The sequence below is a fragment of the Achromobacter xylosoxidans genome, from assembly GCF_014490035.1.
Lineage (GTDB): Bacteria > Pseudomonadota > Gammaproteobacteria > Burkholderiales > Burkholderiaceae_B > Achromobacter > Achromobacter bronchisepticus_A.
Genome location: NZ_CP061008.1, coordinates 4,252,207 through 4,274,699, shown reverse-complemented (window position 1 = coordinate 4,274,699; position 22,493 = coordinate 4,252,207). Strand labels below are relative to the sequence as shown.

Annotated in this window: 23 protein-coding genes; 11 read left to right on the top strand and 12 right to left on the bottom strand. The window is 68.3% G+C overall.

What is annotated here, in order from left to right:
- The first annotated feature begins 95 nt into the window (after nucleotides 1-95).
- Together IAG39_RS19845 and IAG39_RS19840 are read left to right on the top strand one after the other, a co-directional pair.
- Complete coding sequence (locus IAG39_RS19845) at nucleotides 96-1,952, top strand: phosphoenolpyruvate carboxykinase (GTP) (protein ID WP_059379349.1); 1,857 nt, start codon at nucleotides 96-98, stop codon at nucleotides 1,950-1,952.
- A gap of 166 nt (nucleotides 1,953-2,118) precedes the next feature.
- Nucleotides 2,119-2,748, top strand: coding sequence for a class I SAM-dependent DNA methyltransferase (locus tag IAG39_RS19840; protein WP_059379350.1), 630 nt, complete (start codon nucleotides 2,119-2,121; stop codon nucleotides 2,746-2,748).
- Nucleotide 2,749: 1 nt separating this feature from the next.
- On the opposite strand, the gene IAG39_RS19835 is transcribed toward IAG39_RS19840, so the two are convergent.
- From IAG39_RS19835 to IAG39_RS19805, 7 genes are all read right to left on the bottom strand, one after another.
- Entirely contained in the window at nucleotides 2,750-3,247 is a 498-nt protein-coding gene (locus IAG39_RS19835) for an ureidoglycolate lyase (RefSeq protein ID WP_059379351.1), read from the bottom strand.
- Nucleotides 3,247-3,981, bottom strand: a complete 735-nt coding sequence (locus IAG39_RS19830; protein WP_059379352.1) for an ABC transporter ATP-binding protein — start codon at nucleotides 3,979-3,981, stop codon at nucleotides 3,247-3,249. The genes IAG39_RS19835 and IAG39_RS19830 overlap by 1 nt, the downstream gene beginning before the upstream one ends.
- A complete protein-coding gene (locus IAG39_RS19825) occupies nucleotides 3,974-4,711 on the bottom strand; it encodes an ABC transporter ATP-binding protein (RefSeq protein ID WP_059379388.1) in 738 nt (245 codons plus the stop codon). Before IAG39_RS19825 ends, IAG39_RS19830 begins: the two co-directional genes overlap by 8 nt.
- Nucleotides 4,711-5,691 carry a branched-chain amino acid ABC transporter permease gene (locus tag IAG39_RS19820; RefSeq protein WP_118934951.1) on the bottom strand — a complete coding sequence of 327 codons (981 nt, stop codon included), beginning with the start codon at nucleotides 5,689-5,691 and terminating at the stop codon, nucleotides 4,711-4,713. The genes IAG39_RS19825 and IAG39_RS19820 overlap by 1 nt, the downstream gene beginning before the upstream one ends.
- Before the next feature lie 2 nt (nucleotides 5,692-5,693).
- Nucleotides 5,694-6,584: a branched-chain amino acid ABC transporter permease gene (locus IAG39_RS19815; RefSeq protein ID WP_059379354.1), complete on the bottom strand. Its 891-nt coding sequence runs from the start codon at nucleotides 6,582-6,584 to the stop codon at nucleotides 5,694-5,696.
- Between the two features lie 116 nt (nucleotides 6,585-6,700).
- Nucleotides 6,701-7,906: an ABC transporter substrate-binding protein gene (locus IAG39_RS19810; protein WP_059379355.1), complete on the bottom strand. Its 1,206-nt coding sequence runs from the start codon at nucleotides 7,904-7,906 to the stop codon at nucleotides 6,701-6,703.
- Nucleotides 7,907-8,074: 168 nt separating this feature from the next.
- Nucleotides 8,075-9,646: an amidase gene (locus IAG39_RS19805; protein WP_059379356.1), complete on the bottom strand. Its 1,572-nt coding sequence runs from the start codon at nucleotides 9,644-9,646 to the stop codon at nucleotides 8,075-8,077.
- 174 nt (nucleotides 9,647-9,820) lie between these two features.
- Between IAG39_RS19805 and IAG39_RS19800 the strand changes: the two genes are divergently transcribed.
- Nucleotides 9,821-10,510, top strand: coding sequence for a FadR/GntR family transcriptional regulator (locus IAG39_RS19800; RefSeq protein WP_054459156.1), 690 nt, complete (start codon nucleotides 9,821-9,823; stop codon nucleotides 10,508-10,510).
- Between the two features lie 6 nt (nucleotides 10,511-10,516).
- Here the strand turns inward: IAG39_RS19800 and IAG39_RS19795 are convergent, their stop codons facing one another.
- From IAG39_RS19795 to IAG39_RS19785, 3 genes are read right to left on the bottom strand one after another with little or no spacing between them, the layout of a single operon-like run.
- Nucleotides 10,517-11,098 (bottom strand): amino acid synthesis family protein, encoded by a 582-nt coding sequence (locus IAG39_RS19795; protein ID WP_118933977.1) that lies wholly within the window; start codon nucleotides 11,096-11,098, stop codon nucleotides 10,517-10,519.
- Between the two features lie 36 nt (nucleotides 11,099-11,134).
- On the bottom strand, nucleotides 11,135-12,100 hold the full coding sequence (locus IAG39_RS19790) for a Bug family tripartite tricarboxylate transporter substrate binding protein (protein WP_118933976.1): 966 nt from the start codon (nucleotides 12,098-12,100) through the stop codon (nucleotides 11,135-11,137).
- Nucleotides 12,101-12,142: 42 nt separating this feature from the next.
- Complete coding sequence (locus IAG39_RS19785) at nucleotides 12,143-13,051, bottom strand: NAD(P)-dependent oxidoreductase (protein WP_118933975.1); 909 nt, start codon at nucleotides 13,049-13,051, stop codon at nucleotides 12,143-12,145.
- Between the two features lie 125 nt (nucleotides 13,052-13,176).
- On the opposite strand from IAG39_RS19785, the gene IAG39_RS19780 reads away from it, so the two are divergent.
- From IAG39_RS19780 to IAG39_RS19750, 7 genes are all read left to right on the top strand, one after another.
- A complete protein-coding gene (locus IAG39_RS19780) occupies nucleotides 13,177-14,097 on the top strand; it encodes a LysR family transcriptional regulator (RefSeq protein WP_118933974.1) in 921 nt (306 codons plus the stop codon).
- Between the two features lie 179 nt (nucleotides 14,098-14,276).
- Nucleotides 14,277-15,065, top strand: coding sequence for an SDR family oxidoreductase (locus IAG39_RS19775; protein ID WP_059379361.1), 789 nt, complete (start codon nucleotides 14,277-14,279; stop codon nucleotides 15,063-15,065).
- Between the two features lie 20 nt (nucleotides 15,066-15,085).
- A complete protein-coding gene (locus tag IAG39_RS19770) occupies nucleotides 15,086-16,327 on the top strand; it encodes a styrene monooxygenase/indole monooxygenase family protein (protein WP_118933973.1) in 1,242 nt (413 codons plus the stop codon).
- Nucleotides 16,324-16,851 (top strand): flavin reductase family protein, encoded by a 528-nt coding sequence (locus IAG39_RS19765; RefSeq protein ID WP_059379363.1) that lies wholly within the window; start codon nucleotides 16,324-16,326, stop codon nucleotides 16,849-16,851. The genes IAG39_RS19770 and IAG39_RS19765 overlap by 4 nt, the downstream gene beginning before the upstream one ends.
- Before the next feature lie 25 nt (nucleotides 16,852-16,876).
- Nucleotides 16,877-18,487, top strand: coding sequence for a phytoene desaturase family protein (locus IAG39_RS19760; protein ID WP_118933972.1), 1,611 nt, complete (start codon nucleotides 16,877-16,879; stop codon nucleotides 18,485-18,487).
- The gene (locus tag IAG39_RS19755) at nucleotides 18,484-19,380 is read left to right on the top strand and encodes a transporter (protein ID WP_059379365.1); all 897 of its coding nucleotides are present in this window, start codon (nucleotides 18,484-18,486) and stop codon (nucleotides 19,378-19,380) included. The genes IAG39_RS19760 and IAG39_RS19755 overlap by 4 nt, the downstream gene beginning before the upstream one ends.
- A gap of 92 nt (nucleotides 19,381-19,472) precedes the next feature.
- Nucleotides 19,473-19,790, top strand: coding sequence for a hypothetical protein (locus IAG39_RS19750; protein ID WP_118933971.1), 318 nt, complete (start codon nucleotides 19,473-19,475; stop codon nucleotides 19,788-19,790).
- Between the two features lie 11 nt (nucleotides 19,791-19,801).
- Here IAG39_RS19750 and IAG39_RS19745 read toward each other — a convergent pair whose 3' ends face one another.
- Nucleotides 19,802-20,428 carry a hypothetical protein gene (locus IAG39_RS19745; RefSeq protein ID WP_118933970.1) on the bottom strand — a complete coding sequence of 209 codons (627 nt, stop codon included), beginning with the start codon at nucleotides 20,426-20,428 and terminating at the stop codon, nucleotides 19,802-19,804.
- A gap of 229 nt (nucleotides 20,429-20,657) precedes the next feature.
- On the opposite strand from IAG39_RS19745, the gene IAG39_RS19740 reads away from it, so the two are divergent.
- Nucleotides 20,658-21,269, top strand: a complete 612-nt coding sequence (locus IAG39_RS19740; RefSeq protein WP_124260392.1) for a hypothetical protein — start codon at nucleotides 20,658-20,660, stop codon at nucleotides 21,267-21,269.
- 12 nt (nucleotides 21,270-21,281) lie between these two features.
- On the opposite strand, the gene IAG39_RS19735 is transcribed toward IAG39_RS19740, so the two are convergent.
- A complete protein-coding gene (locus tag IAG39_RS19735) occupies nucleotides 21,282-22,310 on the bottom strand; it encodes an AraC family transcriptional regulator (RefSeq protein ID WP_118933968.1) in 1,029 nt (342 codons plus the stop codon).
- Nucleotides 22,311-22,493 lie beyond the last annotated feature (183 nt).

The following is a 22,493-nucleotide window of genomic DNA, read 5'->3' as shown; positions in this document are numbered from 1 at the left end:
CCAGCCGCTGCAAGTATGATGGCGCAAATTGATACGGCCCCATGCCAATTGGGGCCGTATCACCATTAGCCTTACTAGTATGGAGATAAACCCCGATGAATAAGCCTTTGGATGGGGGATTGGCAGCCTTGAACGTGCCTGCCTATGTGAAGCACCGCGGCCTGATCGACTGGGTCGCCAGCTTTGTGGCGCTGGCCAAGCCGGACCAGGTCGTCTGGTGCGACGGTTCCCAGGAAGAATATGACCGGCTGTGCGAACAGATGGTCCAGGCGGGCACGATGCGCAGGCTGAACCCCGCCAAGCGGCCTAATTCCTTCCTGGCGTGCTCGGATCCTTCCGACGTCGCCCGCGTGGAGGACCGCACCTTCATTTGCTCCGATCGCGCCGAGGACGCCGGCCCGACCAACAACTGGGCCGAGCCCGCCGCCATGCGCGAGACGCTCAACGGCCTGTTCGACGGCGCCATGCGCGGCCGCACGCTGTATGTCGTGCCGTTCTCGATGGGTCCGCTGGGTTCGGACATCGCCCACATCGGCGTGGAATTGTCCGACAGCCCCTACGTGGCCGTGAACATGCGCATCATGACGCGCATGGGCAAGCAGGTTTATGACGTGCTGGGCGCCGACGGCGACTTCGTGCCCTGTGTGCATTCGGTGGGCAAACCGCTGGCCGCAGGCGAGGCCGACGTGGCCTGGCCGTGCAACCCGACCAAGTACATCGTCCATTTCCCCAAGACCCGCGAAATCTGGAGCTTCGGCTCGGGCTACGGCGGCAACGCGCTGCTGGGCAAGAAGTGCTTCGCGCTGCGCATCGCCTCCACCATGGGCCGCGACCAGGGCTGGCTGGCCGAACACATGCTGATCCTGGGCGTGACCTCGCCCAAGGGCCGCAAGTATCACGTGGCAGCCGCGTTCCCGTCGGCCTGCGGCAAGACCAACTTCGCCATGCTGATCCCGCCGCAAGGCATGGACGGCTGGAAGGTCACCACCATCGGCGACGACATCGCCTGGATCAAGCCCGGCAAGGACGGCCGCCTGCACGCCATCAACCCGGAAGCCGGCTACTTCGGCGTGGCCCCGGGCACCAGCGAGCAGACCAACTTCAACGCCATGGCCACGCTCAAGGCCAACGTCATCTTTACCAACGTGGCGCTCACCGATGACGGCGACGTCTGGTGGGAAGGCATGACGGACGAACCGCCGGCGCACCTGATCGACTGGCAGGGCCAGGACTGGACGCCCGCCATCGCGCGCGAAACCGGCCGCAAGGCCGCGCACCCGAACGCGCGCTTCACCGCGCCGGCCGCGCAATGCCCGTCCATCGACCCCGAATGGGAAAACCCCGAAGGCGTGGTCATCGACGCCTTCATCTTCGGCGGCCGCCGCTCCACCACCGTGCCGTTGGTCACCGAAGCCCGCAACTGGGTCGAAGGCGTCTACATGGCCGCCACCATGGGCTCGGAAACCACCGCCGCCGCTGCCGGCCAGCAGGGCGTGGTGCGCCGCGATCCCTTCGCCATGCTGCCGTTCTGCGGCTACAACATGAGCGACTACTTCAGCCACTGGCTGAAGCTGGGCAAGCAGCTGGAAGCCGCCGGCGCCACCTTGCCGCGCATCTACTGCGTCAACTGGTTCCGCAAGGGTCCGGACGGCAAGTTCGTCTGGCCGGGGTTCGGCGACAACATGCGCGTGCTGCGCTGGATGCTGGGCCGCATCGACGGCCAGTCCAAGGGCGTGGACCAGGTGTTCGGCATTTCGCCGAGCTATCAGGACATCGACTGGACCGGCCTGGAGTTCAGCCCGGACAAGTTCGAACAGGTCATGTCGGTCGACGCCGCCGCCTGGCGCGACGAACTGGCATTGCACCAGGAGCTCTTCGCCCAGCTCAAGCAGGGCCTGCCTGCAGACCTGCCGGCCACCAAGGCCAGCATCGAAGGCCGCCTGGCGGCCTGAGGCCGGCAGGGCGTCGAGAGGGTGTCCGACGCTGGCGCACTGCCGGCGTCTGACACTCCATGGGAAGCTTGCGCAGGTTGAGACGGATCCGCCCGGTTGCCAGGCAGCCGGACGGAGCCGGCTTCCGGCGACGGCCGCATGCGGTTTTTTGCGGCACAATCACCCCATGAAACTCGACGCCGAAGACCTCGCCAAGATCAGCTCCCTGACCGTCGCGCACTACCAAGAGAACGCGGAATCGTTCGAGGCCGGCACGCGCGACCATGACGTCAGCCAGAACATTGCGGCGCTTCTGCGCCACATCGAAGGCGATCCTCCCTACGACATCCTGGATTTCGGCTGCGGGCCGGGCCGCGACCTGAAAACGTTCGCGGCCCTGGGCCACCGGCCGGTCGGCCTGGACGGGACGCCGCGCTTCGTCGAGATGGCGCGGCAGGCCACTGGCTGCGAGGTCTGGCAGCAGGACTTCCTGCGCCTGGCGTTGCCGCCAGAGCGCTTCGACGGCATCTTTGCCAACGCCGCCTTGTTCCACGTGCCTGGCCAGGAACTGCCGCAGGTGCTGCGCGCCTTGCACGGCGCGCTCAAGCCGCGCGGCGTGCTGTTCAGCTCCAACCCGCGCGGCGGCAACCAGGAAGGCTGGAACCGCGGGCGCTACGGCGCCTACCATGACCTGGAAGGCTGGAGCGCGCTGCTGACGGCGGCCGGCTTCGAGGCGCTGGAACACTACTACCGGCCGCAGGGCCTGCCGCGCGAGCAACAGCCCTGGCTGGCCAGCGTCTGGCGGCGTACGGTGTAGTTCAGGCGGCCTGGATGGTCCAGGGCGCATCCGGCAGATCGATCACTTCGCAATCCACCGTGGGGCCTGCGCGCTCCAGCACGGCGAATTCGCCGTCCGCCAGCGCCATCAGCGGGTGGTGCCAGACATCCCTGCGCAGCGTGATGCCCACGCCCGCGCCCGCCATGAAGGCGCGCAGCGTGGCCAGGTCCGGCGCCTCCGCGCCCAGTGCCACCAGCACCACATAAGGCGTGCCTGCCAGCGGCAGGAAGGTCTGGCTGCCCAGCCTGTGGCGTTCCAGCATGCGCGCGGCAAAGGGCAGGGCGATCGCCTGCGCACGGAAAACCGATAGCGAAGGCCGGCCTTCCGCGTCCAGCAGATCGGGTTCGCCCATTTCCACCCGCAGCGAGGTGCCGGCGTTGATGGAACGGCCGGCGCGGCCGGCGCTGCTGACGACCTCGCCATAGGGAGCGAAGGTCTCGGGTGTCAGGGGCTGGGCGATCAGGGTGCGGGCGGCCATCAGAAATTGATCCCCAGCCATTCGCGCACCTGCTCGTGCAGGTCGCCGGCGAAGTCCTCCGGCGAACCCGAGGCGGTGATCTCGCCCAGGCTCAGCACGTAGATGTGGTTGGACATGGCCACCACCCGGCGCACGTTGTGGTCCACCAGCAGGATGCCCATGCCGGCGTCGGCGAAGGCGCGGATCCATTGGAAGACTTCGGCCGCGACGCGCGGCGCCAGGCCGATGCTGGGCTCGTCGATCAGGCAGACCTGCGGCTGCACCATGTAGGCCTTGGCGAATTCCAGCGATTTCTGCTGGCCGCCGGACAGGTTGCCGGCCTGGTCCTTGAGCTTTTCCTTCAGCACCGGAAAGCGCTCCAGCGTTTCCTTGAAGCGCGGCTCCAGCACGTCGCCGTAGCGCTTGCGCCGGCCTTCCAGCGGCAGGCGCAGGTTCTCTTCCACCGTCAGGTAGGGGAACAGGCTGGACTCCTGCGGGATGTACCAGAGGCCGTCGTCGATCATGCGGTGCGGCGGCTGGCCCGAGATGTCGCGCCCGGCGCGCGTGACGCGGCCGGACTTGGGCCGCAGGAAGCCGCAGATGGCTTTCATCAGCGTGGACTTGCCCGCGCCGTTCAGGCCGATCAGGCCGCTGATGCGGCCGGCCTGCACCGTGAGCGAGACGTTGCGCAGCACGTCGATGTCGCCCATGTAGCCCGCGGTCACGCCTTCCATGGCGAGCAGCGTGTCAGGCATGGTCCTGCTCCTCTTGTCCCGGTTCGCCCAGATAGGCTTCGATCACCGCGGGTTCGCGCAGCACCTGCTGCGTGGGGCCGTCGGCCAGCACGCGGCCGGCGTTCATGCACACCGAGCGCGGGCACAAGTCCACCACCACCGGCATGTCGTGGCTGACCAGGATGAAGGTCTGGCCGCTCTGGTTGCGGCGGCGGATGAATTCCGACATGGTTTCCTTCATGACCGGATGCACCGCGGCGAAGGGCTCGTCCAGCAGCGCGATGCGCGGCTGCGCCATGAAGCAGGCGCCGAACTCCAACAGCTTCTTCTGTCCGCCCGATAGCTGTCCGGCGTCCAGGTGCATGACGTGGGCCAGCTTGAGCTCGTCCAGCAGATCCAGCGCGCGGCGGCTTGCGGCCGTTTCGTCCAGGCCCATGGCCAGCCCGCACACGATCAGGTTGTCATAGGCGCTGACCCGGTTGAAGACGCGGGTCATCTGGAACATGCGCAGCACGCCCAGCCGCGTCAGCCGCGTGGGATTCAGGCCCATCACGCTGCGGCCGTCCAGCAGCACCTGTCCCGCGTCCGCCGCCAGGTGGCCGGACAGCACATTGAGCAGGGTGGTCTTGCCGGAGCCGTTGGGGCCGATCAGTCCCAGCAGCTCGCCGTCGGCGACGTCCATGCCCGCGCCGTTCACGGCCAGCAGGCCGCCGAAGCGTTTTTGTATTCCGGATATCTGCAGCAGTGGCATCAGGCCCCCCTGGCGCTGGCGCGGGCGTCGCTGGATCGGCGCAGGAAGGCGCGGCGCGCCAGGCCCCACAGCCCTTCGCGGAAGAAGCGCGCGAAGATGATGACCAGCAGCGCGAATACGATCATCTGGATGTTGCCCGCGTCGCGCAGCAGTTCCGACGCGACGTACACCAGCACCGCACCCAGGAGCGGCCCGACCAGCGTGCCCATGCCGCCGATCACCACCATGGCAATCACCATGCCGGTCTGCGTCACGATGCCGAGTTCCGGGCTGACCAGCTGCGCGAAGGTGCCGTACAGGCCGCCGGCGAAGCCGCAGATGGCGCAGCTGACCAGGAACGCCAGCGTCTTGTAGCGCACCACGTCGATGCCGCGGCTGGCCGCGCCGATCTCGTCGTCGCGGATGGCCTGCAGGAAGCGCCCCGGGCGCGCCCGCAGCAGCAGGAAGATCAGCAGCGTCACCGCCGCCAGCGCGGCCAGGAACAGGTAATAGTTGCCCACGCGGCTCTCCAGCAGCGCCGGCACGTGCAGACCCTGGTCGCCCCGCGTGAAGTCGATGGAGTTGTAGATCACCAGGCGCACGATCTCGGCGAAGGACAGCGTGGTCAGCGCCAGGTAGGGCCCGGACAGACGCAGCACGATGCGGCCCAGCACCAAGCCGATCAGTCCGGGCACCACCGCGGACAGCGGCAGGCCCAGCCACAGCGGCACCTGCCAGTGATAGGCCAGGAGACCAGTGGTGTAGCCGCCCAGCATGGCGAAGGCGGCCGGCGCCAGCGAGAACTGGCCGGCATAGCCCGCCAGCAGGTTCCAGCCGCAGGCCAGCATGGCGAAGTACATGCTGACGATCAGCACGCCCAGCCAGTACGGCGAGGACACGCCCAGCGGCAGCAGGGCCAGCACGGCCAGGAACGCCAGCGACAGCCGCATTTCCTGGGTGAGTTTGTTGCGCAGCAGATTGGGATGGGTCAGCGGATCCATGTTCAGACCTCCCGCGCGCGCTCGCCGAACAGGCCCTTGGGCCGGAACAGCAGGATCAGGATCAGCAAGGCCAGGCCGAAGGTGTCGCGGTAGTCATAGGACAGGTAGACCGCGCCGAAGCTCTCCAGCACCCCCAGCGCCAGCGCCGCGACGATGCTGCCGGGAATCGAGCCCATGCCGCCTATGACCACGATCACATAGGACTTGATCGCCGGAAACGCGCCCACGTCCGGCGCCGGGTTGATGACCGGCGCCAGCAGCGCGCCGGCCAGCGCCGCCAGCACGCCGGAGGCCATGAAGATGATGCTGCTGGCGCGCGCCGTGTCGATGCCGGCGATAGAGGCGCCCAGCCGGTTCTGCGCCACCGCCTGCACCTGCCGGCCCCACAGCGAGCGCTTGATGAAGAGCGCCAGCCCGATCAGCAGCACGATGGACAGGCCCGCGGTGATCAGCTTCTGGCCGCTCATCATGAAGGGGCCGATCGCCATGCGCGTCACGTCGGACAGCGCCGGGCCGCGCATGGGGTAGGGGCCCACGACCTTGTCCACCAGGTTGATCAGCAGCAGCGACAGGCCGAAGGTAACGACCACCGCGTACTCGTCCTTCATCAGCCCCCAGGAGCCGTAGCCCGCATACAGCGGACGCATCAGCCAGCGTTCCGTGGCCCAGCCCAGCAGCGCGCCAGCGGCGGCCGCGACCGGCAGCGCCAGCCAGGGGGGTACGCCCAGGGCCAGCGACACCAGGGTGTAGGTGTAGGCGCCTATCATGTAGAACTCGCCATGGGCGAAGTTCACGACCTTCAGGATGCCGAAGATCATGGTCAGGCCGACCGCCATCAGCGCGTAGTACAGGCCGATGATCAGGCCGTTGACGAACAGGTCCAATGCCAGCACTCGATTCTCCCTGGCGCCGGGGCGGGGCCCCGGCGCGTGTTGCGGTCACGGCGTGGAGGCGATCCAGCCTTCTTGCTGTCGGGGCAGCAAGCCGAAGACGCAGCGTGGGGGCGCCACTATTTCGGTTTGACCAGCTTGTCGACCTGCAGCGGCTGGCCGGTGGCCTGGATCAGCGTCGTCTTGCTCAGTGGCTGGTCCACCTCGGTCAGCTGATAGGTGACGTAGGGAATGTCGACCCACTGCTGGTAGGTGTAGCCGGGCTGCTGCGAGAACCCGAACTTGCCGCGCACGCCTTCGAACTGCATGCCTTGCAGCGCCTTGATGATGGCGGCGCTGTCGGTGGACTTGGCCTCTTCGATGGCGCGGGCGATCAGGAGCACCGAGTCCGCGGCCTGGAAGATCAGGCGGTTGGGTTCGGTCTTGGCCTGCTTCTGGTAAGTGGCGGCCACGTCCAGGCCCATCTGCGGCATGGGCATCTGCGGGTGGTAAAGGCCGAAGGCCAGCATGTACTTGCCGGCTTCCTTCACGTTCTTCCAGAAGTCCGGATAGTCGGCGATGCCGGCGCCGTCGTAGAACCAGGTCTTGGCGCTGGGCGCCACGCCTTGTTCGTAGAGCTGGTTCATCAGGATGTAGGCGGCCGGCGGCAGCATGATGTTGACCACCAGGTCCGGCGGGCTTGCGCGCAACGGCAGCACGGCCGGCGTGAAGTCCTTGCCGGCGCGGTCCAGCGCCACGTACTTGTACTGGGTCTGCGGCGCGGCCTTCTTGAGGAACTCGCCCAGCAGCTTGGCCTGGCCGATACCGTAGTCGGTGTTCTCGGCGAAGGCGATCACGTTCTTGACCTTCAGCGCCGCGATGGTGTCGGCCATGGCGCTGGAGACGCGGGTGTTGTAGTTGGCCGGATTGAAGACTTCCGGATAGCCCTTGGCGCGCACGTCGTCGGACCAGCAATTGGTGTTGACGTAGGGCACCTTGTAGCGGTGCGCGACTTCGATTTCGGCCAGGCAGACCGAGCTTTGGTGGCCGCCCGTCACGGCCACGACCTTGTCGCGCGAGATCAGTTTCTCGGCCGCCGCGCGGCCTTTTTCCGGAATGCCCTGGTTGTCTTCGTAGACGATCTTCAGCGGCCGGCCCAGCACGCCGCCCTTGTCGTTGATCATCTTGGCGATGATTTCCACGCCGTCCTTCACCTGGGTGCCTTGCACCACCGAGCCGGGCGGGGACTGCGCGATGCTCACGCCGATGACGACAGGATCGGCGCCGTGGGCGGCAGAGGCAAGTACGACCGCGGATACGGCTGCGGCTAAGCGGAGCAGTTTCATCGTGGTTTCCTTTTGGAAAGGATCAACGGCGATGCCGTCGCTCGCGCGGGCGAGGCGTCGGCGGGCGGGAACTCTGCTTGTTTGTAATCTTGTAGTACCGGTCTGACCAGTTAGGGCTTACCAGCATGGAGACCGGGACCGGCGATGGCGCCGGCCACGGCGGCGGCGTCAGGCCGCCAGCAGGCTTTCCACGCGCGCGGCCGTGTTCAGCACGCGCCAATCGGCGCCGCGCGCACCGGCGATCTGCAAGCCCAGCGGCAAGCCGTTGCGGCCGCTGCCGCAGGGCAGCGTCAACGCTGGCATGCCGGTCAGGTTGAAGGGCATGGTGAGGCCCGTGACGGCGGTGTGCAGCGGCACTTCGCGGCCCCCGATGGTGACCGCGCCGGCGCCGGAGCGCGGCGGCTCGATGCGCAGCGTGGGGGTGACCAGCACGTCCACCGACTGCATCGCCTGGTCGAACATGCGCGCCAGCGCGGCGCGGCCGCGCTGCGCCCGCGTGTACCAGGTGGCAGGGAAGAACTGGCCGATCTCCAGGCGCACGCGCACGTCGTCGCCCAGCGTCTCGGGCTGGTCGACCAGCCGGCGCCAGTGGATGTCGGTGGCTTCGCTGCACAGGGTGGCGAATTGCAGCGCCGCGCTGTGCTCGACGCCGGGCAGGTCCAGCGGCACCAGCGTGGCGCCGTCGGCCTGCATCCGCGCCAGCGCATGGTCGACTGCCTGCGCCACGTCCTCGGCCAGCGGGTCGTAGAAGTAATTGCGCGGCACGCCCACGCGCAGGCCCGTCAGCGCACCGGCGCTGACGGTGCGTTCGGCCTGGCCCGACATGATCGAATAGGCCAGGGCGGCATCCGCCACGCTGGCGGCAATGGGACCCAGGTGGTCCAGGCTGGCGCCCAGCGCCTGCGCGCCCTCGCGCGAAATGGCGTCGAAGGTGGGTTTGAAGCCGACCACGCCGCAGCAGGCGGCGGGGATGCGGATGGAGCCCGCGGTGTCGGTGCCGATGGCCAGGCGGACGATGCCGGCGGCCACCGCCGCGGCCGAGCCGCCGCTGGAGCCGCCCGCGGTATAGCCCGCCCCGCGCGGATTGCCGACCCAGCCGTAATGCGGGTTTTCGCTGGTGATGCCGTAGGCCAGCTCGTGCAGGTTGGTCGTGCCCACCACCAGCGCGCCGGCTTCGCGCAGCCGCGCCACGGCCAGCGCATCGTGCAGCGCGGGCGGCGGCTTCAGGCCGCCGCTGCCGTTGGTCTGGGGAAAGCCTGCGACCTGCATCAGGTCCTTGACGGCGATCGGCACGCCCATCAGCGGCATGGCCGCGCCTTCGCGCAGCCTGCGCGCGGCCGCGGCCGCGGCGCCGTCCAGCGCCGGGGTGTCGGACAGGCTGATGAAGGCATTCAGACCGGCCTGCTGCCGGGCTGCGGCCAGCGCGGCGCGGGCGGCGTCGGCGGCGCGCGCCGGGTCCTCGCGGCATTCGCGGGCAATCGCGGCGATGCCGCGCGCGTGGCGCGACACCGCGACGCCGCGGCCGGCCTGCGCGGCGGGCAGCCGTTCAGCGGGCGCGGCGGGCGGCGGCGCCAGGTAGCCCAGCTCGGCTTCCGGCGCCAGCGAGTCCAGCACGGTGAGTTCGGGCAGATTGACGCGCAGCCGGTCCAGCCAGGCCTGGCGGCGTTCGGAATAGGGGTAGTCAGCCAGTCGGGCCATGGCGTCGACGGCGCGGGCAAATCGATCGTAGAGGTCGGTCATGAGCGGCGCTATGTACGAGAGAGTGCGTGGGGCCCGCGGCCGTGCCGGGGCGCTTTGCAGTACGGCTTTATCCAAACCGGTCAGACCAGTTGAATGTCATAATGCCCAGGCAGTATATGGCTGTCAACGCCAAACCGGGCGGTAGCCGCGCACCCCTGCCTTGAGAATTCCGCGATGAACACCGTCGAACACATAGCCCAGCAGTTGCAGGCCCGCATCCGCCAGCGCGATTGGGCCGAGGCCGGCAAGCTGCCGGGGCAGCGCCAGTTGGCCGAGGAACTGGGCGTGAGCCGCGCCTCGCTGCGCGAGGCCATCACCATGCTGGAAGGGCTGGGACTGCTGCGCAGCGAAGCTGGCCGCGGCGTGTTCATCGCCCGGCCCGGCGAAAAAGGCCTGGGCAGCGCCTACGGCCGCTGGCGCTTCCAGGGCCGCTATGCCTTGCGCGACGTCTATCTGGTGCGCAACCAGCTGGAGGAGCTGGCCGCCGGCCTGGCCGCGGGCGTCGTCACCCAGGCGGGGCTGGCCCGCCTGCGCGCCACCATCACGCACATGGAGCAGGCCGCCGACGCTGGCGACCTGGTGGCCATGTCGGAAGGCGACCGCGCCTTCCACGCCTGCCTGTACGAGATCGCCGGCAGCCCCATGCTGCTGGACCTGGCCGAGAACATCGCCGAAGTGGTGGACGGCAGCCGGCAGGTCGCGTTCGCCGATCCGGCGCGCGTGCGCGAGCCGATCTACGAGCACGCGGCCATCATCGACGCGCTGGCTACCGGTTCCGCCGACGCCGCGCGCCGCGCCATGCGCGCCCATATCTGCAACGTGGCCGACCGCGCGGGCCTGTCTCTGACGATCCCGGGCGCCTGAGTCTCCCTAGCGCTGTCCGTCGTGCACGGACACGGCTTCCTTGGTCAGTCCGCCCAGCCGCGAATGCACCCGGCCGCCCGTGCCCATGACCAGGGCGAACAGGATCTCGTTGGCGCGCGGCGCATCCTGGATGCCGATCTCGATGCTGTTGAAGTGGCTGCGCACATACGAAGCGTGGATGTAGTGCACCGGCACCATCATGCGGTAGCCAGCCACGGCCACGGCCTTGACGGCGGGCACCATGGCGCGGGGTTCGCCCAGCACGCTGCGCATGGCCCAGCCGCCGGCCTCGTGCCAGACCGCGCCATGCTCCATTTCGCCGTCCAGGCCGACGATGGCGGCCTTGCTGTAGACCTCGATCTGGTCCTTGCCGCCCAGCGTCTCGACCAGCTCGGTCGCCAGCAGCGTACCCAGGCTGCGCAGTTCCGCCATGAAGGGCATCAGGTCCGGTTCGTAGCGGCCGGCGTAGGGATTGCGGATGACGGCGCAGGAAGCCGCCAGCTTGAGCGGGCGTTCGGGGGCCGGGCCGTTCTCGTGATACGTGGTCTCGACGATGAGGCAGCGTTTGCGGATATCGATCAGCGACATGCGGGGAATTCCTGGTAGCGGTTGAAAGAGGGCGGTCTATTGCGGCGGAATGCCGGTTTCCTTGACGATGGCGGCCCATTTGTCGATCTCGGCGCGCACGAAGCCGCCGAATTCGGCCGGGGTCTGCTGCTTGACGGTCAGGCCCTGGCGTTCATAGGTCTGCCTGAGTTCGCCGTTGGCCAGGGCCTTGTCCAGCGATTGCGACAGGCGTGCGACCACGGGCGCGGGCAGGCCGGCCGGACCCATCAGGCCGAACCACACGGTCAGGTCGAAGCCGGCGGCGCCGGTTTCGTTGAGCGTGGGAATGTCCGGGGCCAGCGGAAAGCGTTCGGGGGTGCTGACGCCGTAGGTCTTGACCTTGCCGGCGCGCGCCTGCTGCAGGCCGTTGGCCAGATCGGTGAAGGTAAGGTCGACGGTGCCGCCGATGACGTCGGTGAGCGCCTGCGGACCGCCGCGATAAGGTACGGGCGTGACGTTGATCTTGCCCATGGCCGCCAGCTTGGCGCCGAACACCTGCGCGCTGCCCGAGCCATAGGCATAGGTCAGCTTGCCCGGATGCTGGGCGCCGTAGGCAAACAGATCGGATACCTGGGTGCCCGGCATGCGCGGCGAACCCACCAGCAGATAGGGCGTTTCGGCGACGGCGCCGATGGGCGCGAGGTCGGTGGCGGGGTTGTAGGGCAGGTCCTTGAACAGGCTCACGCCGCTGGCCGCCGTGGACACGCCCACCACCACCAGGGTGTAGCCGTCGGGCTTGGCGCGGGCCACGTCGTGGGTGCCGATGATGCCGTTGGCGCCGGGCTTGTTCTCCACCACAACCGGCTGGCCCAAATCGTCGGCCATGGCCTTACCCAGGCTGCGGGCCACCACGTCGGTGATGCTGCCTGGCGGAAAGGGCACGACCATGCGGATGGGGTGGTCGGGATAGCCCGCGGCGCCGGCGGGCGCGAGCGGCGCGCCCAGAACCAGCGCCAGCGCAAGCGCGGCGGCGGATCGTTTCATGCTTGTCTCCTGTGGATCTCGTTATCGTTGGCGTCCGGCGCTTCAGGCCGGCGCCGGGGCTTCCAGGCCTTGCAGGTAGCGGTGGATTTCGGTGTTGTCGACGCCGGCGGGCATGTCGGCAAGCGCGCGCTGCCACAGCGCCGTGCACAGCGACAGCTGCGAGGCCGGAACGCCGGCCAGGGTCTGCAGCGCATCGGCGGTGCGCAGGTCCTTGGCCATCAGCGCCAGGGCAAAGCCGCCGTTGTAGCTGCCGGGCACGATGAACTGGCGCAGCTTGGTTTCGGTGGCGACGTTGCGGCCGCTGGAGGCGTTGAGCACGTCGGTGAACACCTCCAGGTCCAGGTCCATGCGCTGCGCGATCAGGAGCGCTTCGCTGGCCGCCAGCAGGCCGGCCGCGTAGACGTAGTTGTTCAGCGCCTTCATGGCATGGGCGGAACCCACGGCGCCGGTGTGGATGAGCGAAGCGCCCATGCGCGAGAGCAGCGGGCGCACGCGCGCCAGGCCGTCGGCATCGGCGCCCACCATGATGGCCAGGGTGCCGGCGGCCGCCTTGGCCACCGCGCCCGACACCGGGGCATCGATGAGCGTCACGCCCGCCGCGCGCAACAGCGGCGCCAGCCGCAGCGTTTCGGCCGGGTTGGACGAACCCATGTCCAGCAGCACGGAGCCGGGGCGCATCACGCCCGCCAGTCCGTGTTCGCCTTCGATCACCGCGTTGGTGATGGCGCTGTCGGGCAGCATGGTGATGACCACGTCGCAGGCGGCCAGCGCCTGCAGGCCGGCGGCCGGTTTGAGCGTCTGGTTCCAGGCGGGGTGGTCCGCCAGGCGCTCCAGGCGCGCGGGGTCGCGGTCATACGCCAGGATGTTGTAGCGCTCCTCGCCGCGGGCGAGGTTTTCCAGCATGGGCAGGCCCATCATGCCCAGGCCCACGAAACCTACTGTGAGTGTCATGCATTCCCTTTATCGAATCGTCCTGGAAAGCGCGCCAGGAGCAATCTGGGATGCTAATGAAAGCGTGATTTCAGCGCTTATGCTAAGTTGGCCAGGGGTTATAACAAACGATTATCGGATCAGCCATGCGATTCAAGCTCAGGCAGATGGAAGCGTTCCGGGCGGTGATGCTGACCGGTTCCATGAACGGTGCGGCCAAGCTGCTGTTCGTGTCGCAGCCCGCGGTCAGCCGCCTCATCGCCCATACCGAGCAAAGCCTGGGCCTGCAACTGTTCGAACGCGACAAGGGCAAGCTCACGCCCACCCCCGAAGCGCAGCGTCTGTTCCAGGAGGTGGGGCCGTTGTTCGACGAAGCCCTGCGCATCGACGAACTGGCGCGGGACCTGGCCGAGCGGCCGGAGGGCGCGTTGACCCTGTGTTCCAGCCCCAGCCTGGCGTTGAACTTCGTGCCGCCCGTGATCGCGCAGTACATGGAGCTGTACCCCAACGTCAGGCTCAAGTTCCACACCACGCTGCTGTCCGACATGGCGCACGAACTGTTGGGACGCAAGGCGGAACTGGCCGTGTCGGTGCTGCCGATAGACCATCCCAACCTGGTGGTCGAGCCGCTGGCCACCGGCGAGATGGTTTGCATCCTGCCGCAAGGCCATGCCCTGGCCGCAAGGCGGGCGGTCAGCCTGGCCGAGCTGGCCGAGTGCCGGCTGATCCTCTACAACCGCAACATTCCGTTCGGACAGTTGGTGGCCGCGGCCTTCCAGCGTGCCGGCGTAAGCTGGAATCCGGCCGTGGAAATCGTGCGCGCCGAACTGGCCTGCGCCCTGGTGCGGGTGGGTGCGGGCGTGGCCATCGTCGACGAGTTCTCGGTCGGGCAGCAGGGCTGGCCCGGCGTGGTGACGCGGCCGCTGCGCGAGTCCATCCCGCTGTCGCTGAGTCTGGTGCGTTCGCGCTTCGAGCGCCCCGGCCGCCAGGTGCAGCGCTTCGTGCGCCTGATCAAAGAGCACGCTCGGACCTCGCGCAAGCCGGGCCGCGCCCGGCCGGCAGCGTAGCCGGCATCCGCAGGGAACGGACAGCCGGTGCATTTTCCGGACACGCCTGTTGGACCTGGCGCAAGCTTGCCTCGAATAAGCGCAGTTTGCGGATAGCGTCGGCCGGATCCGGCTAACGCGGCCGCGGCGCGCGGCGCCAGTATTCGCCTCACTCAATCAGCCAACGGTGAGGTGATGCGATGAAGGGTCTGGACAATAAAGTGGCCATCGTGACCGGCGGCGCCACGCTGATCGGCGCGGGCGTGGTCGCCGCGCTGCGCGCCTACGGCGTGCGCGTGGCGCTGTTCGATATCGACGCGGCCGGCGGCGAACGCGTGGCCGCCGCCGATCCGGCCGGCACGCGCTTCTGGCCGGTGGACATCGCGGAGGACGCGCAACTGGAGCGCGGCGTGGCCGATGCCGCGGCGCATTTCGGCCGCATCGATTTTCTCGTCAACCTGGCCGCGACCTACCTGGACGACGGCGCCGCATCGGGCCGCGCCGACTGGCTGCGCGCGCTCGACGTGAACGTGGTCAGCGCCGTGATGGCCGCGCGCGCGGTCCATCCGCATCTGCTTGCCGCCGGCGGCGGGGCCATCGTCAATTTCACCAGCATCTCCTCGCGCGTCGCGCAGACCGGACGCTGGCTCTATCCGGTGTCCAAGGCGGCGCTGCTGCAGGTCACCCGCAACATGGCGATGGACTATGCCGCCGACGGCATACGCGTCAACTCCGTGTCGCCAGGCTGGACCTGGTCGCGCGTGATGGACGAGCTGACGCAGGGCGACCGCGCCAAGACCGACCGGGTGGCCGCGGACTACCACCTGCTGGGCCGCGCCGGCGATCCGGCCGAAGTGGCAGAGGTGGTTGCCTTCCTGCTTTCAGACCATGCCAGCTTCGTCACCGGCGCCGACTACGCGGTGGACGGCGGCTATTCCGCCATGGGCCCCGAACAGGCCAAGCCCGCGATTCCGCGCCTGGCCGCCTAGCCATACAAAGGAGAACAGACATGCGTCGAATCGCGATCGTGGGTGGAGGGCAGGCCGGCCTGCCCCTGGCGTTGGGACTGCTGGACAAAGGGTATGAAGTGACTGTCGTCACCAACCGCGAGCCGGACGATATCCGGCGCGGCAAAGTGATGTCCAGCCAGTGCATGTTCGATGCCTCGCTGCAGGTCGAGCGTGACCTGGGTTTGAACCAGTGGGAGGCCGACTGTCCGACCGTCGACGGCATCGGCCTGGCGATACCGCATCCTGAGCGGCCCGGCCACAAGCTGATCGATTGGGTCGCGCGCCTGGACCGTCCCGCGCAGGCGGTGGACCAGCGCATCAAGATGCCGGCCTGGATGGAACTGTTCGCCGCGCGCGGCGGCCGGCTGCTGATCCAGGACGGCGGCGTGGCCGAACTCGAATTGCTGGCGGCCTCGCACGACCTGGTGTTGCTGGCCGCGGGCAAGGGCGAGGTGGTCAAGCTGTTCGAGCGCGATGCGCTGCGCTCGCGCTTTGACCGGCCGCAGCGCGCGCTGGCGCTGACCTATGTGCACGGCATGCGCCCGGCGCCGGAGCATTCGCGCGTCGCCTTCAACCTGATTCCGGGCGTGGGCGAGTACTTCGTGTTCCCGGCGCTGACCGTCAGCGGTCCCTGCGAGATCATGGTTTTCGAAGGCGTACCCGGTGGTCCGATGGATTGCTGGCGCGACATCAAGTCGCCGCAGGAGCATCTGGCGCAAAGCCTGCATATCCTGCACGCCTATCTGCCCTGGGAGGCCGAGCGCTGCAGCGCGGTGGAACTGACCGACGCCAACGGCATCCTGGCCGGCAGCTTCGCGCCCACGGTGCGCAAGCCGGTGCTGACCCTGCCGTCGGGCCGGCTGGTGTTCGGCCTGGGCGACGCGGTGGTGACCAACGACCCGATCACGGGGCAGGGCTCGAACAACGCCACCAAGGCCTGCGCCGTCTACCTGGACGCGATCCTGGCGCATGGCGATGCGAGCTTTACCGCCGAATGGATGCAGCGCACTTTCGAGCGTTTCTGGGACTATGGCGGCGCGGTGGTGGAATGGACCAACTCCATGCTGCTGCCGCCGCCTCCGCATCTGCTCAAGCTGCTGCAGGCCGCGGACCACACGCCGGCGATCGCCAGTACCATCGCCAACGGCTTCAACCATCCGCCGTCGCTGTACCCCTGGTGGGGCGACGCCACGGCCTGCGAAGCCTTCATCGCGGCGCAGCCGGCGCGGGCGGCGGCATGAAGCCCGATTGCGCGGCGGGCCTGCCCCTGGACTGGGGCTGCACCGATCTGCACCCCAAGGTCCTGCGCGGCGTGCTCGGCAGCTATCCGACCGGCGTGGCCATCGTCGCCACGCGCTGTCCGGACGGCCGCCGGGTCGGGCTCACCATCAACTCCTTCGCCTCGCTGTCGCTGGATCCGCCGCTGGTGTTGTGGAGCCTGGTGAACCATTCGCCCAACCTGGCGGCGTTCCGCGATTGCAGCCACTTCACCATCAGCGTTCTGGCCTGCGGCCAGGAAGAGTTGGCAATGCGCTTTGCCAGTTCCGCGGTGCCGGACAAGTTCGCGGGGGCGCCCGTGCACGACGTGCCGGAAGGCGTGCCCGCCATCGAAGGGGCGGTGGCCACCCTGGTCTGCGCCAACGACCAGCAAAGCCCCGCGGGCGACCATCTGCTGTTGTTCGGCCGGGTGCTGCGCGTGGCCAGCGTGGCGGCCACGCCCCTGGTGTTCCATGCCGGGCGCTTTACCGCGCTGACCGCCGCATAGCGGCCCACTTTCATCGGAGCGCATCATGCCCCTGGAGTCAGAGGCGCAGGTCATCATCGTCGGCAGCGGCATGAATTCGCTGGTCTGCGCCGCCTTGCTGGCGCAGCGCGGCAAGTCCGTGCTGGTGCTGGAACGCAACGACAGGCTGGGCGGCTGCATCCGCACCGAGGAGCTGTTCCCCGGCTACCGCCACGACGTGCTGTCCTGCTGGTATCCGCTGTTCATGGGCAGCCCGGCCTACGCGGCGCTCAAGCCCGCGCTGCACGAGGCCGGGCTGGAATTCATGCAGGGCGAGTACGCCACCGGGTTGGTGCTGCCCGACGGTTCGGGCCTGGCCTTGAAGCAGGACGTGGCGGACAGCGCGCGGCGGCTGGATGCCTGGGCGCCCGGCGACGGCGCGGCCTTCGGCGCGATGGCGCAGCGCCTGTTCGGCGAGGACGCGGCGCTGACCTTCGGCCTGCTGGGGCAGAACCCCTACGGCGCGGGCATGCTCAAACTGCTGTTCGGCGAATGGCGCAAGCGCGGCATGGACGGCCTGGCGGCCTTTGCCGCCGACTCGATGGAGAGCTTTCGCCGCTGGTCCGAACGCGCGCTGCAGTCGGATGCCGCGCGCGCGCTGATCGCGCCCTGGGTGCTGCACACCGGCCTGGGTCCGGACGACGCCTGTTCCGCGCTGATCGGCAAGCTGACTTTCGCCGCGGTGGTGGCCGGCGGCATGCCGGTGGTCAAGGGCGGCGGCAGCGGCGTGGTGGACGCGCTGGCCGCCGTCATCGAACGGCACGGCGGCCACTGGCAGACTGGCATCGAGGTCGAACGCGTCATCACTAGCGGCCAGGGCAAGCGGCGCCGCGCGGTGGGCGTGCTGGCGGGTGGACGCGAGTATCGCGCGACAGAAGCCGTGGTCTGCAACGTGACGCCCGGCCAGTTGTACGGACAGTTGCTGCCCGATGCGCCACCCGCCGTGCGCGAACGCGCCGCCGGCTATCGCCACGGCCGCGGCGGCATGCAGATCCATTTTGCGCTGAACGCGCCGCCGGACTGGCTGACGCCGGAGTTGCGCCACGTGCCGCTGGTGCACCTGACCGAGAGCATGGAGCAGGTCTGCGCCTCGGTGACCGAGGCCAACAACGGCCTGCTGCCCGCGCGTCCCACCCTGGCCATCGGCCAGCCCGTCGCGGTCGACCCCACGCGCGCGCCGCCCGGCGGCTGGATCCTGTGGGTGCAGATGCAGGAACTGCCGGCGCGGATCAAGGGCGATGCCGCGGGCGAGCTGGCCGCGCCCGCCGACGGCCGCTGGAACGAGGCCTTGCGCGAGGCGATGGCCGACCGGGTGCAGGCGCGCATGGAGCGCGTGATGCCAGGCCTGGCGCGGCGCATCGTCGGCCGGCGCGCGTACTCGCCGGCGGACCTGGAAGGGCTGAACTGCAATCTGGTGGGCGGCGATCCCTACTCGGGCGTGTGTTCGCCCGACCAGTTCTTCTGGCTGCGGCCCTTTGCCGGCGGCCAGGGCGCGCGCGGCCACCGCACGCCGCTGCGCAATCTCTTTCACATCGGCGCCGCCACCCACCCGGGCCCCGGCCTCGGCGGCGGCTCCGGCTATCTCGTCGCACAACAAATAGGCAGGAGGGGAACATGAACGGACACCTGAAACTCCGGCGGCTGGCCAGCGCCTTGGCATTGGCGCTGGCCAGCGCGGGGGCCCAGGCCACCGAGGGCGGCGGCCTGGGCATCTACCCGGACGGCCTGGAAAACTTCATGTCGGGCGCGCTGCCGCCGCCGGGCGTGCACATGCTGGTCTATGCCGGCGGGGCGCGCTACGACACGCTGCGCGGCAATGACGGCCAGCGCGTGCCGGTGCCCGGCTTCAAGGTGGACGTCAACGTGCTGGCCCCGCGCCTGATCTGGGTCACGCAACAGCAGGTCATGGGCGGACAGCTGGCCTTCCATGCAATCGCGCCGCTGCTGGACGTGACCGCCAAGGCGGCCGGACAGCGCAACCGCAGCACCGGCCTGGGCGACATGACGCTGGGCGTGGCGCTGGGTTATCACCCGTCCGAAAGCCTGCATTACGTAGTGGGGCTGGACATGTACGCACCCACCGGCGAGTACGACCGCAAGGACCCGTCCAGCCTGGGCAAGAACTACTGGACCGCGCAGCCGGTGTTCGCATTGAGCCGCATCAGTCCGGACGGTTTCAACGCCGACCTGAAAGTCATGTACGACTTCAACTTCACCAATTCCGCCACCGACACGCGCTCGGGCCAGGCCCTGCACGCCGACTACGCGCTGGGCTGGGGCGTGGGCAAGGGCTGGGTGCTGGGGGTGGGCGGCTACGCCTTCCAGCAGGTCACGGACGACAGCGGTCCCAACAGCGCCGCCGGTCGCGCCCGGGCTTTCGGCGTCGGCCCTTCGGTGCGGTACATGAATGAAAAGGGCTGGTTGTTCACGGCCAAGTGGCAGCAGGATTTCAAGGTCAAGAACCGGCCCGAAGGGGCGCAGTTGTATGTGAAGCTGGGGATACCGTTCTAGGCCTGGCGGCTGCACTGGAAGGCCCTGGCTGTCGATCTCTGCAGGGCTGTTCTGCTGGTATCGTTGCGCTGTCGACGGGACGGGGCAGGGACATGAATCTGTACGAAGCGATACGCTGGGGCAACGAATCCGAGGACCCGTACACAGGTGGTCCGGATGGTGCGGATACCTGCTTCCTGGTGCGGGCGGAATCTGTCGAAGAGGCCGGACGGCTTGCGGATGCGGCATTGCGCGGCGTCCGGGGCGGGCTGGCGGACTGGGCCCAGGTTCTGCACTTGCTCGGCACGGAACAGGCCACGGACAGTGAGCCTCGCATCCTGCGCGGACCCTATTTGCAGCACGCTTACCGGTACGGCTGGCGTCACTGGAGCCGGGACGAGGCGATGGCGCCGTGGATTGAACAGCCGTAGGCCCGGGGCGTTCAGCGTGCAGACCTGTTCCGCCGTTCGATCTCCGCTACGGCCAACAGGATGACTTCGGCCTTGACCAGCGAGTCGTCGCTTTCGGCTTTTTCCAGCAGGTCATCGATCTGCGCGCGTAGATAGCGGCAGTCGCTGGGTTCGCCTTTGGGATTGATCTTTTTTACCTCGACCCGTATCCGGGAGACCCAGTCACGCTCGGCCTGAGCCAATTTTCCCAGACGTACTTGACGCTTGTTTGCCGCCGCGACCGCTACTTCGGTGCCCACGGCATCCATCGTCAGGAGCGCAAGCTTTCTTCCATCCAGGGGCGCCTGAGAGAGCGGCTTGTCCAGGATCGCTTCCGCCGTTGCCAGCGACGACAGTTTATCGAGGTCCGCGCTTGGAACCTCGATGGCGCAGGCGCCAGCAGCTGCGATGTGCGAGGCGGCCCGCTGGCCTTGCGAGAGTTTCTGCAGGCGGGGTGACAAGCCATCCACGGCCGCGCGCCTGGCCTTGGCGTTTGCCTCGCCCGAGCGCAAGGCGTCACTCGAAGCCTCGAACGCCTTCATCTCGGCATCCTCCCCGGCAGATGCTGGGCTCATGACCAGCGACACGCAAAGAAGAAGACTGCTTTTCAGTGTTTTCATCGCGTTTCCTTGCAGGGGCTGCGCCGGACCGGCGGACTTTCTTCTGCGCGAGTTTCGTGGAAACACGGGCTCCGCGCCATAGAGGCCCGCAAACCAGCCAAGCACGCGTTGTTGGGATGCAACTGCAAGTCCGCTCCCGCATGGGGGCTTCGGGCTTCACGCATCAATCCGCCCGATGTTGGAATAGCATGCGGCTTGGGGATTCGCGCAGCAGATGCGCACGGGGAACATGATGAAAAGAACAATTTCGGCGCTGGCGCTTTGCTTGTGCGGCGGCTTTGCCGCGGCACAGAACACGGGCAGCAGTTTTGAAGTGCAGGAGCCGATGCGCGACTCGTTGGGTTTTCCGATGGGGAGCGATGGCGGTCAGGAGTGGCTGGGCGACAAGGCGGTCGCGCACATGGGTTTCATTGCCGCTTGCAAGCTGTACCCGGCAGACGGGCCGGAGGTCCAGGGGATGGTGGCCATGGCCCTGGCGCAAGCGAGCCTGGGCATGGACCTGGCCCGCGCGCCGACGGACCCGGCCGCGCTGCGCGCCAGGCTCTCCCAGCGCTTGAATTCCCAGGAAGGGCGCAAGGACGCGGCGGAAAAAATCCAGGCCATGCGCAAGCGGGTCCTTGCCGAGCAGGCGCATGCGGGCAAGTTGATAGACGCCTCCGTGGGTTTCACGGGCAAGAATCCGAATCCTTGCGAGCTTGAACGGCACTACGCGCGTCAGTTCCTGACAAAGCACAAGGACGGCGCCATGAAGGCCGCTCCCAAGATCAATCAGCTCGCGCGTGAGGTCATGGCACAGGATGCCTCTGCCAAGGCCAAGCCGGCCGCGCCAGCCCGACCCTGAAGCGGCGCCGCTTCACCCGCGCCGCCGCAGGCTCTGACTTGGACTTACGCCGTAGCGTTCCTTATATCCGGCGCTGAAGCGCCCCATGTGCGCGAAGCCCCAGCGCAGCGCCACGCCGGCGATGTTGCGGCTTTCGCCCGAGACCAGCTCGGCGTGCGCGCGCTCCATGCGCAGGTCGCGCAGGTAGTGCATGGGACTCACGCCCAGGAATTCCTTGAATCCCGCGTACAGGCTGCGCACGCTGACGCCGGCGATGCGCGCCAGCTGTTCGGCGCTGACGGGTTCGTGCGCGTGCGCCTGCAGGTAATCCTGGACGCTGCGCACGTGGCGCGGCAGCACCGCGCCGCGGCGGCCGGGCAGGGCGCCGGCATAGTTATGGGGCTGGGCCGACAGCAGGGTGGCGGCGACCAGCTGTTCCATCTGGTGCACGATGAGCTTGTGCTCGGCCAGGTTGGCATGCTGCGTCGAGCAGTCCAGCAGATAGCTCATCAGGCAGCGCCAGGCGGGACATTCGCGCCAGCGGAATCCCAGTTGGAAACGTAGCGGCCGGTCCAGCGCACAGCCCAGATGGCCCACCAGCGTGCGTTCCAGCAGCGAACGGCCCACGCGCAGCATGAACTGGTCGTTGTCGTCGGCCCAGCGCATGGCCAGGTCGTCGTCCGGGCTGACGACCGAGGCGACCTCGGGCGTCGAATCCAGCTGCTGGGGGCCGCTGCTGATGCGGGCGCAGCCCGACAGCGGCATCTGCACCAGGAAGAAGTCCTCCAGCGGACCGGGACGGATCTCGACGTTGGCGCCGTAGCGCAGGCGGTTCAGCGAGACCTCGCCCAGCGGCTGGTGGTGCATGCGGGCGTCCAGGCGCTGCAGCGCGCCGACCACGCCCAGGTGGTGCGGACGCATGACGCGGCCGACCATGGAACGGGCTTCGTCCAGATCGCCGGAGGCGAACAATTGCTGCGCCGGCAGGCCCAGGACCGACTCGATCCGCGGCGCGGCCGGCGGCCAAGTCGTGCTGGTGGCGGACTGCATCGTGTCGAGCATGGGGAAACTCCACTGCCGGGGCCTTGAAGGCTTTGATAGTAAAGCTGCGCCGGACAGGGCGGACTGGTGGAAAACCCGTCCAGAGGCAGGGGGCGCTATCCGTTTTTTGCGGCGGCTGTCCGGTGTGCGCAGAAAAACAGTCCAGATTTATATTGACAACCAGTTTCCATTATTGGAAACTGG

What these genes read in the sequence shown, in the direction of transcription:
- IAG39_RS19755 (WP_059379365.1), top strand. Translation starts at nt 18,484, where the DNA reads ATGAACGGACACCTGAAACTCCGGCGGCTGGCCAGCGCCTTGGCATTG.
- IAG39_RS19765 (WP_059379363.1), top strand. Translation starts at nt 16,324, where the DNA reads ATGAAGCCCGATTGCGCGGCGGGCCTGCCCCTGGACTGGGGCTGCACC.
- IAG39_RS19840 (WP_059379350.1), top strand. Translation starts at nt 2,119, where the DNA reads ATGAAACTCGACGCCGAAGACCTCGCCAAGATCAGCTCCCTGACCGTC.
- IAG39_RS19740 (WP_124260392.1), top strand. Translation starts at nt 20,658, where the DNA reads ATGATGAAAAGAACAATTTCGGCGCTGGCGCTTTGCTTGTGCGGCGGC.
- IAG39_RS19780 (WP_118933974.1), top strand. Translation starts at nt 13,177, where the DNA reads ATGCGATTCAAGCTCAGGCAGATGGAAGCGTTCCGGGCGGTGATGCTG.
- IAG39_RS19795 (WP_118933977.1), bottom strand. Translation starts at nt 11,098, where the DNA reads ATGTCGCTGATCGATATCCGCAAACGCTGCCTCATCGTCGAGACCACG.
- IAG39_RS19750 (WP_118933971.1), top strand. Translation starts at nt 19,473, where the DNA reads ATGAATCTGTACGAAGCGATACGCTGGGGCAACGAATCCGAGGACCCG.
- IAG39_RS19800 (WP_054459156.1), top strand. Translation starts at nt 9,821, where the DNA reads ATGAACACCGTCGAACACATAGCCCAGCAGTTGCAGGCCCGCATCCGC.
- IAG39_RS19770 (WP_118933973.1), top strand. Translation starts at nt 15,086, where the DNA reads ATGCGTCGAATCGCGATCGTGGGTGGAGGGCAGGCCGGCCTGCCCCTG.
- IAG39_RS19825 (WP_059379388.1), bottom strand. Translation starts at nt 4,711, where the DNA reads ATGCCACTGCTGCAGATATCCGGAATACAAAAACGCTTCGGCGGCCTG.
- IAG39_RS19785 (WP_118933975.1), bottom strand. Translation starts at nt 13,051, where the DNA reads ATGACACTCACAGTAGGTTTCGTGGGCCTGGGCATGATGGGCCTGCCC.
- IAG39_RS19790 (WP_118933976.1), bottom strand. Translation starts at nt 12,100, where the DNA reads ATGAAACGATCCGCCGCCGCGCTTGCGCTGGCGCTGGTTCTGGGCGCG.
- IAG39_RS19830 (WP_059379352.1), bottom strand. Translation starts at nt 3,981, where the DNA reads ATGCCTGACACGCTGCTCGCCATGGAAGGCGTGACCGCGGGCTACATG.
- IAG39_RS19760 (WP_118933972.1), top strand. Translation starts at nt 16,877, where the DNA reads ATGCCCCTGGAGTCAGAGGCGCAGGTCATCATCGTCGGCAGCGGCATG.
- IAG39_RS19745 (WP_118933970.1), bottom strand. Translation starts at nt 20,428, where the DNA reads ATGAAAACACTGAAAAGCAGTCTTCTTCTTTGCGTGTCGCTGGTCATG.
- IAG39_RS19845 (WP_059379349.1), top strand. Translation starts at nt 96, where the DNA reads ATGAATAAGCCTTTGGATGGGGGATTGGCAGCCTTGAACGTGCCTGCC.
- IAG39_RS19775 (WP_059379361.1), top strand. Translation starts at nt 14,277, where the DNA reads ATGAAGGGTCTGGACAATAAAGTGGCCATCGTGACCGGCGGCGCCACG.
- IAG39_RS19820 (WP_118934951.1), bottom strand. Translation starts at nt 5,691, where the DNA reads ATGGATCCGCTGACCCATCCCAATCTGCTGCGCAACAAACTCACCCAG.
- IAG39_RS19805 (WP_059379356.1), bottom strand. Translation starts at nt 9,646, where the DNA reads ATGACCGACCTCTACGATCGATTTGCCCGCGCCGTCGACGCCATGGCC.
- IAG39_RS19735 (WP_118933968.1), bottom strand. Translation starts at nt 22,310, where the DNA reads ATGCTCGACACGATGCAGTCCGCCACCAGCACGACTTGGCCGCCGGCC.
- IAG39_RS19810 (WP_059379355.1), bottom strand. Translation starts at nt 7,906, where the DNA reads ATGAAACTGCTCCGCTTAGCCGCAGCCGTATCCGCGGTCGTACTTGCC.
- IAG39_RS19835 (WP_059379351.1), bottom strand. Translation starts at nt 3,247, where the DNA reads ATGGCCGCCCGCACCCTGATCGCCCAGCCCCTGACACCCGAGACCTTC.